This window comes from Pseudomonas sp. 21LCFQ010 (assembly GCF_024129905.1).
Classification (GTDB): Bacteria; Pseudomonadota; Gammaproteobacteria; order Pseudomonadales; family Pseudomonadaceae; genus Aquipseudomonas.
On the sequence record NZ_JAMYDZ010000019.1, the window covers coordinates 13,230 to 24,807 of the forward strand.

11 protein-coding genes are annotated in these 11,578 nt (G+C 61.9%); 1 reads left to right on the forward strand and 10 read right to left on the reverse strand.

The window, feature by feature from the left end:
• Positions 1 to 15: 15 nt before the first annotated feature.
• The 3 genes from NJC38_RS19760 to NJC38_RS19770 form a co-directional block, all read right to left on the reverse strand.
• A complete protein-coding gene (locus NJC38_RS19760; RefSeq protein WP_253116736.1) occupies positions 16 to 471 on the reverse strand; it encodes an AraC family transcriptional regulator in 456 nt (151 codons plus the stop codon).
• A 205-nt stretch (positions 472 to 676) separates the two neighbouring features.
• Positions 677 to 2,107, reverse strand: coding sequence for a mechanosensitive ion channel family protein (locus NJC38_RS19765; RefSeq protein ID WP_045481701.1), 1,431 nt, complete (start codon positions 2,105 to 2,107; stop codon positions 677 to 679).
• A 60-nt stretch (positions 2,108 to 2,167) separates the two neighbouring features.
• The gene (locus tag NJC38_RS19770; RefSeq protein ID WP_045481698.1) at positions 2,168 to 3,187 is read right to left on the reverse strand and encodes an alpha/beta hydrolase; all 1,020 of its coding nucleotides are present in this window, start codon (positions 3,185 to 3,187) and stop codon (positions 2,168 to 2,170) included.
• A 159-nt stretch (positions 3,188 to 3,346) separates the two neighbouring features.
• Between NJC38_RS19770 and NJC38_RS19775 the strand changes: the two genes are divergently transcribed.
• Positions 3,347 to 4,252, forward strand: coding sequence for a LysR family transcriptional regulator (locus tag NJC38_RS19775; protein ID WP_253116738.1), 906 nt, complete (start codon positions 3,347 to 3,349; stop codon positions 4,250 to 4,252).
• A gap of 500 nt (positions 4,253 to 4,752) precedes the next feature.
• Here the strand turns inward: NJC38_RS19775 and NJC38_RS19780 are convergent, their stop codons facing one another.
• From NJC38_RS19780 to NJC38_RS19810, 7 genes are all read right to left on the reverse strand, one after another.
• Complete coding sequence (locus tag NJC38_RS19780) at positions 4,753 to 6,063, reverse strand: OprD family outer membrane porin (protein WP_253116740.1); 1,311 nt, start codon at positions 6,061 to 6,063, stop codon at positions 4,753 to 4,755.
• Between the two features lie 100 nt (positions 6,064 to 6,163).
• Entirely contained in the window at positions 6,164 to 6,820 is a 657-nt protein-coding gene (locus NJC38_RS19785) for a response regulator transcription factor (protein WP_045481691.1), read from the reverse strand.
• A 176-nt stretch (positions 6,821 to 6,996) separates the two neighbouring features.
• Positions 6,997 to 8,073, reverse strand: coding sequence for a chemotaxis response regulator protein-glutamate methylesterase (locus NJC38_RS19790; protein WP_253116742.1), 1,077 nt, complete (start codon positions 8,071 to 8,073; stop codon positions 6,997 to 6,999).
• Entirely contained in the window at positions 8,070 to 8,579 is a 510-nt protein-coding gene (locus NJC38_RS19795; RefSeq protein WP_253116743.1) for a chemotaxis protein CheD, read from the reverse strand. Before NJC38_RS19795 ends, NJC38_RS19790 begins: the two co-directional genes overlap by 4 nt.
• A complete protein-coding gene (locus NJC38_RS19800; RefSeq protein WP_045481682.1) occupies positions 8,570 to 9,382 on the reverse strand; it encodes a CheR family methyltransferase in 813 nt (270 codons plus the stop codon). Before NJC38_RS19800 ends, NJC38_RS19795 begins: the two co-directional genes overlap by 10 nt.
• 1 nt (position 9,383) lies before the next feature.
• Positions 9,384 to 9,905: a chemotaxis protein CheW gene (locus tag NJC38_RS19805; protein WP_045481679.1), complete on the reverse strand. Its 522-nt coding sequence runs from the start codon at positions 9,903 to 9,905 to the stop codon at positions 9,384 to 9,386.
• Positions 9,906 to 9,932: 27 nt separating this feature from the next.
• Positions 9,933 to 11,564 (reverse strand): methyl-accepting chemotaxis protein, encoded by a 1,632-nt coding sequence (locus tag NJC38_RS19810; RefSeq protein ID WP_253116745.1) that lies wholly within the window; start codon positions 11,562 to 11,564, stop codon positions 9,933 to 9,935.
• Positions 11,565 to 11,578: the final 14 nt, after the last annotated feature.

An 11,578-nucleotide genomic window follows, 5' to 3' on the forward strand; every position in this document is an offset into this window, starting at 1 on the left:
CATGGGCGAATGGTCTCAGGTGGCGATCCGCAAGCCGTGATCATGACGGTTCTTCAAGGCATGGCCACGCCAGGTCAGCGGAGTAATGCCTTCGCTGCGCGAGAAGATATGCGAAAAGTGTGACTGATCGCAAAACCCGCATTCCTGGCTGATCTGGGTCAGGCTCATGCTGGTGTGGGCGATCAGGCACTTGGCGCGCAGAATTCGCTGTTCGCGGATCCATTCCTGAGGCGACAAACCGGTGCTGGCCTTGAACGCGCGCGAGAAGTAACTGCGTGACAACGCACAGGCTTTGGCCAGCCCGGTCACTTCGATGTTCTCACTGAGGTTGTCCAGAATCAGTTGCATGGCGAGCTTCTCGCGCCAGGGTGTCAAACCACCACTGTCTGCCGACACGGGGCGCTTGCGGCTGTGCAGGCGTAAACAGATCTGACAGGGAAGAACTCGCGTTGGTCGGGAATCTTGAGTCATGGCAATTGTCCGTAAGTCTCGGGGAGGCATTTGAGCCTTGAACAGGACCCGCACTTTGCGTGGGCAAAAGTCTGCACAGAGGCCGCCATTCTTGGTTGCACACACGTGGCTGACGAGTTAATCGTTGTTAATTCTGCAAACGCGGATGATGGCGTTTTGCTTTTTGAATCGGCCCGCAAGGCTGCGGGCCAGAGCATTGGCGGGATCAGTTGCGGCGTTGCAACCAACTCAGGAAGCCGTTTTTGCGGGTTTGTGCGGGGCGGGCCAGTAACACACTGTGCGCGTTGTTCTGGCGCACCGCCTGAAGCTTGTTGAAGGCCCGGTTGACCTGTTTGCATTTCTCCAGGCAGGCCCGTGCGGTGGCCTTGTCGATACGGTAGATGATGCTTGAGGTCATGGCAGTGAAGCTGGCTTCGGACGGGGTATCGCCCAGCACGCTCTGCTCACCCATGATCTCGCTGGGCCCCATGCGCCCGGCTTCGACCTGTTTGTCGCCGTCGGGCACCGCCGCACTGACCACTCCTGTGGCAATCACAAACAGCGACTCGGACACCTCGTTCACATCCAGCACCACCTGGCCTGCGACGTACTGCTCGGCGGTCATCGCCTCGGCCAGTGCATCGCGTTCTTCCTCGCTCAGTGAACGGAACACCTTGACCTCATCAAGCAGCGCCCTGGCCCGGGAAATCGGCACCGCATTGCCCTCGCTCTGGCGAATGATTCCGGCCGCTTCCAGGTGCCGGTGGGCCAGGTCAAACAACTGGTTGCGCACTTCACCCTTGCGCGACAGTTCGGCGATGAAACCGCTGGCCACATACTCGGCCATGGTTTCGCCCGATTCCTTGAGCACCGCTTTGGGCGCCGGAGTCAGCAGCAGGCTGTCGCTGCCTTGCAGGGCACGCTGCAGAGCGTCGAGCACCCGGCGTGGGCGGACATGCTTGGGCACCTGAATGCTGATCGACACCCCATGCATGTTGCTGGGTCGGCTGAGGTTGACTATTTTGGCCTTGGCCGCCACCGAGTTGGGGACCACGGCGGTAGCACCGGCGCTGGTCTGCAAGTGGGTGGCGCGCCAGTCGACGTCCACCACCTTGCCTTCCACACCGTCGATGGTCACCCAGTCATCCACCTGATAGGGCTTGGTGGTGTTGAGCACGATGCCGCTGAATACGTCGCTCAGGGTGCTCTGCAAGGCCAGACCGACGATGATCGCCATCGCCCCGGAAGTCGCCAGCAGCCCCTTGACCGGCAGCTCCAGCACATAACCGGCAGCGGCCACCACACAAGCGAGGAAGATCAGCGCACCGAACACGTCCTGCAGCAAGCGGCCGCTCTGGCCGATCCGGCGCATCAGCGCCAGACCGATCAGCACGGTCATGGTCCGCGCCGCAAACAGCCACCACAGAATCGCCAGTGCCGTCGCGCCCAGTTGCATCACGCTGTCGTCAGGCCAGCTGGGCGCCAGTAGCGGGCTGATGCCGCTGTTGATCAACAGGCTGGTGTAAAGCACGAACAGCGCCAGACGCATGGCCACCCGGGCGGCCCGCAGATGCAGCGGCACCAGATACCAGAGCGAGACATCGGCCAGCAGGATAACGGCGCCCCACAGCAGGGGATGGCTGAGTACGAAGGACATGGTGGCGACTCCGAAAAAAGAGACCAGGCGCTGTGAGGGCAGCGCCTGGTCTGGTAGTGGTCAGTTCAGGTGAGCTTTCAGTTCGCCGGCGGCCTGACGCATGGCCGAGCGCACTTCAGGGATGTGGGTCAACGGGTTGAGCAGGCCGTAGTCATGGATCATGCCGTTGTAGCGCACTGCGGTGACCGGTACCCCGGCGGCATCAAGCTTGCGAGCGTAAGCCTCGCCTTCGTCACGCAGCACGTCGAACTCGGCGGTCTGCACCAGCGCTGGCGGCAGGCCGCGCAGTTGCTCGGGGCTGGCCTGCAACGGCGAGGCATGCACCTGGGCGCGCTCGGCAGCGTTGGTGGTGTAGTTGTCCCAGAACCACTTCATCATGCCCTTGGTCAGGAAGTGGCCCTCGGCAAACTGGTTGTACGAGCCGTTATCGAAGTTGGCATCGGTCACCGGCCACAGCAGCAACTGGAAGCGCAGTGCGGGGGCTTTCTGTTCTTTGGCCATCAGCGCCACCACCGCGGCCATGTTGCCGCCGACACTGTTGCCTGCCACTGCCAGGCGCTTGCCATCGACGCCGATTTGCTTGCCATGCTCGGCCACCCAGCGGGTCGCGGCGTAAGCCTGGTTGATCGCGGTCGGGTACTGAGCCTCAGGCGACGGGGTGTAGTCGACATACACCGCCACCGCACCGGAGCCGACCACCAGGTCGCGGATCAGCCGCTGGTGGGTCGGGAAGTCGCCCAGCACCCAGCCGCCGCCGTGGAAGAACATGAACACTGGCAAGTCACCCTTGACCTTGGCCGGGCGGACGATCTGCAGGTTGATCGCCTGACCGTCAACCGTGATGGTCCGCGGCGTCACTTCAACGCCCGACAGATCAACCTTCACCGAGGCCTGGGCGCCGGTCAGCACCGCACGGGCATCCTTGGGGCTCAGTTGCTCAAGCGGCTTGCCACCGCCGGCGGCGAGGGCTTCGAGAAACGCCTGGGTATCGTGTTCAACGCCTGGGCTGCCAGCGGCAAAAGCGCTGTTGACCGACAGGGCGAGCAGGCTGGCAACGAGGCTGATCTTGATCGATTTCATGAAAGTGTCCTTGGGTATTCAGAGTTGGGTTATTCAGGCAGAAGAATTCGGTGTGGCTGATGGCGTATGGCCTCAGCTGCACCGTGGACACAGATTAATTTGCTGTCGAAACCGGAAAAAGCGGGTATAAGGCGTTTAACTGTCAATCTGGAAGAGACAATGAACCCGTTTGAAGACATGCGTATCTTTTGCCAGGTCATGGAATCGGGCAGTTTCACGGCGGCGTCCGACAAACTCGGCCTGTCCAAGCAGTTCGTCAGCCGGCGCCTGATGCAGCTTGAAGAACGCCTCGGGGTCCGCTTGCTGAACCGCTCGACCCGGCGCCTGGACGTCACGCCACTGGGGCAGAGTTACTACGAATCATCGCTGCGCCTGCTCAGTGAGGTGGAGCAGGTCGAACAGGGCATCGCCGGCCAGAACAACGAACCGCGCGGCACTATCCGGGTCAGTGCACCGCTGTCGTTCGCCATCGCCCATCTTGGCTGCCTGGTGCCGTTGTTCCTGCAACGCTACAAGGACGTGAGCATCGAAGTGGACCTCAGCGACCGGCCGGTGGACCTGATCAGCGAAGGCTACGACCTGGTGCTGCGCATCGGCACTCTGGAAGATTCGTCGCTGGTGGCCCGACGTATCGCGAGTATCGAACGGGTGTATTGCGCCAGCCCCGTGTACCTGGCCGAACGCGGCCACCCGACCGCACCGGAACAACTGCACGAGCACGACTGCCTGCCTTACGGCCACAGCCGCCAGGTGCAATGGCGCTTCGACGGGCCGGGCAAACCGACGCTGATCAACGTCACCGGCCGCATGCGGGTCAACAACGGTGACCTGCTGCGCGACGCGGCGATTGCCGGGCTGGGCATCACCTACCTGCCGACCTTCATCGTCGGTGCCGCACTGCGCAGCGGCAGCCTGGTGCGTGTCCTCGACGACTTGCGCCCGCCACCACTGACCCTCTCGGCGGTCTACCCACAACACCGCCAGACCTCCAGACCGGTGCAGGCGTTTATCGAGTTTCTCAAAGAGCGCTTGCAAGGCAGTATTGAAACCGGGGATCGACCGTAGGGAAAAAGCTGATCGGTTAAGCGATTTTGGACCTGGCCCGATCTCGGTGGTAGCTGGCCTGCTGCGGTGCCGGACCACAGCGAAAGGGCCAGTAGAACCGGCAAATCTCCCACCGGGTATGCGTCGAGTGGAGTTGACGTTTGAGCTTTTGATCTTCGAGCCGAGATGGCACGACGACGCGAGTCGCGACTTGGGCGCAGGCCGAGGGTAGGCGTCGATTCGGGGGAGAAACTGGCAGGGATGCCACTGCTCTTGATATGAAGGGCAGGTGCGCTGGGCAGGGATGCCCATCGCGCCGGCCCCCGAATCGATGCCGGACGGAGGGAAGTTCGCCCGCAGGGCGGACCCAAGCCAGGAGCCAGCGCTTTGGTCACTTTGGCGCCCCAAAGTGACTCGCCCAGCAGGGCGAAACATGCAGCTCAGGCAACACGATGAAGGATTTTCCATCGGTCTAAAGACCCATTCGCGGCGCAAGCGGATCGCCGCCCGGCCGCTCCCGCTCAACGCAAGATATCCAACGGATACTGCACAACCACATACAGCCGATCCAGATCGTTATTACCCTGCGCCGCATTGCCCCGATGGGTCACATACGACAACTCCACCGACAGCCCCTGCAAGGCGCCTGCCGGGGCCTTGTAGGCCAGAGTCAGGTCGCGTTCCCAATGCCTGCCACCTTTGCCTTGCAACGGCACATAGCGATCCTCAGCGCCAGCAAACCGGTTGTACGCACCACCGCGTGGCGCATCGGTGCCATCGATACCACTGCCGCGCACATAGCGGCCCATAAAACTCAAACCCGAAAACACATCACCCAGGTCCAGGTCATAACGCGCCTGAAAGGACTGCTCGCCAGGGCCATTGAAGTCGTTGTACTTGATCGAGTTGGCCAGATAGATCGAATCACCGCCGACAAAATCAAACGGCGTATCACCATGGATCTTCTGGTAACCGAAACTGAAAGCCTGCCGGGCATGGGTCAGTTTCAGCAGCAGGCTGGCCGCCGTATTGGCAATCGCACCGGCACTCGCCTGACCACTGTCCAGTGTGCGATACAGGTTGGCATCCCAGTCAAACCGCGTCTGGGGACCCAGCAGATGACCGCCATGCAGGTTGCCGTAATACTGCCGCCAGGTGTCGCTCAACTCTCCGATATACAACGCACCGCCCAGCGCCTGGTCACTGCGGCTTTCAATCCCGGCCAGGCTGATGCTCTGTCCGGCGGTGCTGGCGCCGTAGCCCTCCAGATCACCACGGCCGGTGGACTGGTTCTGGTTCTTGAACGCGGTAAAGCGCCCGGCCACCAGGCGCACGCCCGGCACGTCAAGGCTGTCGAGCAACCAGCCAGTGGCGTACTCCGGTTGCAGGCGCTTGTCGGCGGTGTCGAACACTGGCGTCTCGACCTCCATCTCGCCCACCCGCAACTGCGTGGCGCCCAGGCGCAGCTTCAGTGCCGCGCCTGCCGAGGAGTAATCCGGTTCGGCGCGGCCATCGCTGTCCAGCGGCAGCAGGCCGGTACCCGCCGTGCCGCGACCACTGTCCAGGCGCAGACCGAAAAAACCATGCGCATCGATTCCCAGGCCCACGTTGCCTGAGGTAAAGCCGGAATTGAAGTGGCCGATAAACCCCTGCGCCCACTCCTGGCTGTAGTTCTGCTCGCGAACCCGGTCGTTACGGTAGTCGTTGTGCAGGAAGTAATTACGTGCCAGCACACCCGCCTGAGCGTCCTGCCAGAAACCGTTGTCCTGAGCCTGCGCGCCATGAGCCAGGGCGGTAAGTAGTAGCCCGTTGAACAGAACAAAACTGCGCATGCCAGACGCCTCTGAGCCAAAGCGCTAACTTTGACCCGGCTGACCAGGCATGGCTTGAGCAGATGTGTCGTGTCCGGCTTTTAGCTGAGCCTGAAAACGCTCAGTCATTGACCTCTATAATCCCTTCACGTACCGCGAACAACACCAGGCTGGCGATATCGTGAATGCCCAGGCGGTGCATGACCTGCGAGCGATGGGCTTCGACGGTCTTGACCGACAACCCCAGGCCGCCGGCAATCGAGCGTGTCGACTCGCCACGGGCGATCAGGCGCAGGATTTCCAACTGGCGTTCGGTCAGCGCCACATTACTGCTGCGGGTCGGCTGCACCAGGGTCTTTTTCACCGCCTGGCTGACCACCATCGGCACCACTGCCGACGACAGATACTGCCCGCCGCTGCGCAATGACTGCAGCGCCAGCTCCAGTTCCAGCACACTGGCACTCTTGAGCAGATAACCATGGGCGCCCAGTTGCAGACACTTCATGACGAACTCCGAGTCCGTGTGCATCGACAGCATCAAAACCTTGCAGGCCGGCGCATGCAGCGCCAGTTCTTCGAGTGTGTGCACGCTGGCCGTGCGTTCTATGGACATGTCCAGCATGACGATTTCCGGGGCCAGCACCACGGCCAGTTCTACAGTGCTCAACGTATCGCCGGTCTCACCGACGATCTCGTAGTCATGTTGTTTTTCCAGCAGCGCCCGGATACCGGCCCGAAACAGTGGGTAGTCATCAGCGAGCAAAATTCGGCAAGGCATAGATCAGGCCTGTGTCGCGTGGGAATAAATGCCGTCCTTGTGTTCAGGCGGCGTTGTTGTATCCCGTGTGGGGCGTGGCACGGGGCCAGACCGGTCTGAATATGCCTGCTGGCCACAATGTGTTTTACAGACGCCCACAGGGGGAGACGTCCATATCGTTGTTCCGGCAACCTCCCTCAGCCGTGTCGAGCATGGTCACCGAATTGCTGGATCAGCAGCGGGACTCTGGATAACGGTTCAATCGTTTGTGCAGCGCCCATCCGGATCGCTTCCTTGGGCATGCCAAAGACCACGCAACTGGTCTCGTCCTGAGCCACGGTCTGGGCACCGCTATCGCGCATCGCCAGCAGCCCGCGTGCCCCGTCGTCGCCCATGCCGGTCATGATCACGCCCAGGGTATTGGCCCCGGCATGCCGGGCGACCGAGCGAAACAGCACATCTACCGAAGGTTTGTGACGATTGACGGGGGGACCATCGAGGACTTCGACCTGGTAATGCGCGCCACTGCGTTTGAGCTGCATATGGAATCCGCCGGGGGCGACCAGTGCCAGACCGCTGTGGACGCGATCCAGATGCCTGGCCTCGCGCACTTCAATCTGACACAGGTTGTTTAACCGACGGGCGAAATCAGCGGTGAATTTTTCCGGCATGTGTTGAACGATCACAATGCCCGGGCAGTCACGTGGCAACTGACGAAGCACGTATTCCAGTGCCTGGGTGCCGCCGGTCGAGCAACCCAGTGCCACCACCCGATCGGTGGTGTGCAACAAGCCTGTCGGTGCGCTTGGCGGCGCCGTTGGGGTTGCTTTGTTTTTCTGGTGTTGCAAGGCGCTTGCCACAGGCCTGAAGGCGCCGGGGCGGGTACGCGCCGCCTCTTCAATGGTGCGGATCAACTCGCTGGACATCTGCTCCAGGCTCTGGCGCAGGCCCAGCCGGGCCTTGGTGAAGACCCCCACAGCGCCTGCAGAAAGGGCTTCCACGGAGACACCCGCACCGCTTTCGGTCAGCGTCGAGCAGATCAGCGTCGGGGTCGGGCGTTCGCTCATGATCTGGCGCAGGAAGGTCAGGCCGTCCATGCGCGGCATCTCGATATCGAGAATGATCACGTCCGGCCAGTCACGGCGCATCTTGTCGATGGCATACAGCGGATCACCGGCATGGCCGATGACCTTGATGCCGGGGTGATTGTCCAGGCAACTGGTCAGCACCTGACGCACCAGCGCCGAGTCATCGACGATAAAGACCTTGATCATGATACCCACCTGGGTCTGACCGGCAGGCGCATCAGTTTGCGCTCGCAGTCGATGCGGCCACTGCTGCCGTCGACGAGCAGGCGGCGGTAATGATCGCCATTTATATCGCAGTGATCCACCGGCCAGTTGCGCAGGCTGAACTGCCGGTGGGCGAACTCGCTGTTGCTATGCCCGACCCGGCAGGCGATGCGCCCGAGCGGGCTGCTCAGGGTGCCGCCACCAAAAATGCTCTTGCGGTATTCACACGGGCGGGTGCCATGACGCAGCATGTCGGCATGCAGGCGGCGGAACACCGCGTCGCCGTAACGGGTGTCGAGCGGATCGTTGCGCAAGCCCGGCTGACCCGGTTCGCGGGGAAGCACGTAATGGGACACCGAGAGCAGACGCCAGCGCGGGTGCCAGAGAATGATCGACACGCAACTGCCCAGCAGCGTCGTGACCGGACCGTTGTGGCGACCAAAGAAATAATCGCCGGGGCGCAAGAACAGCGAAGAACTTACAGACATTCGTATACCGAGGGTTGAATCAGCCTGAGCGGTAATTGCAGGCCATGGATGCTTTCGGCGTGGCCGATGAACAGAAGTCCGCCGGGACGCAACTGACCAACGATGCGCTGCACGATGCGGCGCTTTTCCTCGCCATCGAAGTAGATCAGCACATTGCGCAGAAAAATCGCATCGAACAGGCCCAGGTCCTCGACCAGCGGCTGGACCAGGTTGACTTCGCGCAGGTTCAGGCGCTCACGCAGCGCCGCCTGGACCCGAAAGCGCCCGCTCATGTCGCCAACCCCGCTCAGGCAATAGCGCTGCAGCCAGCCTTCAGGAAAGTACTTGGCCTGGCTGATGTCGTAGATACCTTCCTGGGCCTTGCGCAGCATGCTCAGGCTCAGGTCGCTGGCGGTGATCGACCAGTCTTTGGTGGTGGCGTGTTCGCTGAGCACCATGGCCATACTGTAAGGCTCTTCGCCCGACGAGCAGGCCGCGCTCCATAGCCGCAACGGCCCGCGCTGACGGGTCAGCCACTCGCCCAGGCAATCGAAGTGCGGGTGTTCACGAAAAAAGTAGGTCTCGTTGGTGGTCAGCAAGTCCACCACCAGCCGGCGCTCCTGACGGTACAGCGGCTGCTCGATCATGCGCAGGTACGCGGTGAAACTGTCGAGCCGGTAATGACGCAGGCGTTTCATCAACCGGCCTGCCACCAGTGGCCGTTTGTTGTCGGCCATCTGGATCCCCGAGGCCTCGGCCATGAGCTTTTGCAGGTGGCGGAACTCGCTGTCGCCGAGCCCCGGCAGCTTCAGTGCATCGGCCATGTCAGCTGCCCTTGCTCACGGCAAGACTGAGCTGGCGGATATCGTCGAGCGATAGCACCTGCGCAACATTGAGGATGATCGTGAAGCTCTGCTCGTTACGGGCCATGCCGGCGATGAAGTCGGTACGGATCCCGGCACCGAATGGCGGTGGCGGCACCACCAGTTGCGGGTCGATGTCCAGCACCGCATCCACCGCATCGACCACCAGGCCGATGCGCTGGTGGTGCTCTTCCATCGCCAGGTCAATGATCACGATGCAGGTGCGCTTGTCAGGGCGGGTCAGCTCGAAGCCGAACCGCGCGGCCAGGTCCAGCACCGGCACCACGTTGCCGCGCAGGTTGATCACCCCGTGGATGAAGGCGGGCATCATCGGTACCGAGGTGACGTCGTGGTACTCGATGATTTCCCGCACCAGGTCGATCGGCAGCGCGTAGGCGGCGTCACGGACCCGAAACGACAGGTGCTGCACGCTCAGCGCGTGAGCCGCGTCGAACGATGAATCGGAGCTCTGGGCAAGGTTCATGGCTGTGCTCTTCCTGAACAGGTCCGGTCAGCCGAAGCTGACGAACTGGCCTTCGTCGACCTGACTCTTGCCACGCGACCAGGACGGCGGGGTGCCGCCGCTGAAGGTGTCGTTAACCCGTGGCAGTGGCCGGTTGGCGGCGTTTTCGTCGAAGCGGAAGAAGCCGATCAACTCTTGCAACTGGCCGGCCTGGGCGTTCATCTCTTCGGCGGTGGCGGCCAGTTCTTCCGAGGCCGAGGCGTTCTGCTGGGTGATCTGGTTCATCTGGCCCATGGCGATATTGATCTGCCCGGCCGCGCCGCTCTGTTCCTGCGAGGCTGCGGTGATTTCCTGAACCAGGTCGGAGGTTTTCTGGATGTTCGGCACGATTTCGTTGAGCAGGCGACCGGCCTGTTCGGCCAGTTGCACGCTGCTGGAGGCGACCTGACCGATTTCCTGAGCGGCCACCTGGCTGCGTTCAGCCAGCTTGCGCACTTCGGCAGCCACGACCGCAAAGCCCTTGCCGTGGTCGCCGGCACGGGCCGCTTCGATGGCCGCGTTAAGCGCCAGCAGGTTGGTCTGGTAGGCGATGTCGTCGATGATGCTGATCTTGTCGGCAATCTGCTTCATGGCCAGCACCGTGTCACCCACGGCGCCGCCACCCTGTACGGCATCGTTGGCCGCTTTGCCGGCAATCCCGTCAGTGATCTTGGCGCTCTCGGTGTTCTGGGCGATGGAGGCTGACATCTGCTCGACCGAGGCGCTGGTCTGCTCGACACTGGCGGCCTGTTCGTTGGCGGCCTGGCTCAGCGACTGCGAGGTAGAGCTGACTTGCTCGGAGGCTGAAGACAGCGCATCGGCAGCGCTGCGCACGTCGCCGAGAATGCTGCGCAGGCGCACCGCCATGTTCTGCATCGAGGCCAGCAACTGGCCGGTTTCGTCCTTGCTGTTGACCTGCACGTCCTGGCTCAGATCACCGGCGGCCATGCGGTTGGCAGCGACCACGGCATCGTTGAGCGGTTTGGTGATGCTGCGGGTGACCAGCACGCCGATCAGCATGCCCAACAGGGTCGCGGCGACCAGCAGGCCAATCATCTGCACGCGCGAGTCCAGATAGATGTTGGTGATTTCATCGTTGGCTTCGCTGGCGCGGGTCTTCTTTTGCGTAACCAGTTCGCCGAGCAGGCGGTCAACGGTATCGCTGCTGGCCATCAGCTTGGGCAGCAGTTCGGTGATAGCGCTGGCTTCCTGATACTGATTGGTGCTACGGCTGACGCTGATCAATTGTTTGACCAGGCCCTCGTATTCGGTGAATGGCGCATTGACCTGGTCATACTTTGCCTGGCCTTCTTTGGTCAGGAAGGTCTCGCGGCCTTTGGTGATTTGCTGACGGCTTCGTTCCAGAGCGGTCAGGGTCGCCGCAAACAGTTTCTCCCGGCCTTCCTGATCGGTGGCCAGCAGTGCACCGCGTACATAGCGGCCGACATTGATCAACTGGTTGTTGGCCTCTTGCAACATGCTCATGCCTTCGACGTCGACCTCATACATACGGTCTGACAGCGAGTTGACCTGGTCCAGATTGCGGATACCGATCAGGCCGATGACGATGGTCAGTGCCACCACCACCAGAAAGCCCAGGGTCAACCTCAAGCCTATCTTCATGTTTCGAATGAACTGCATGCTGAATCTCCTGA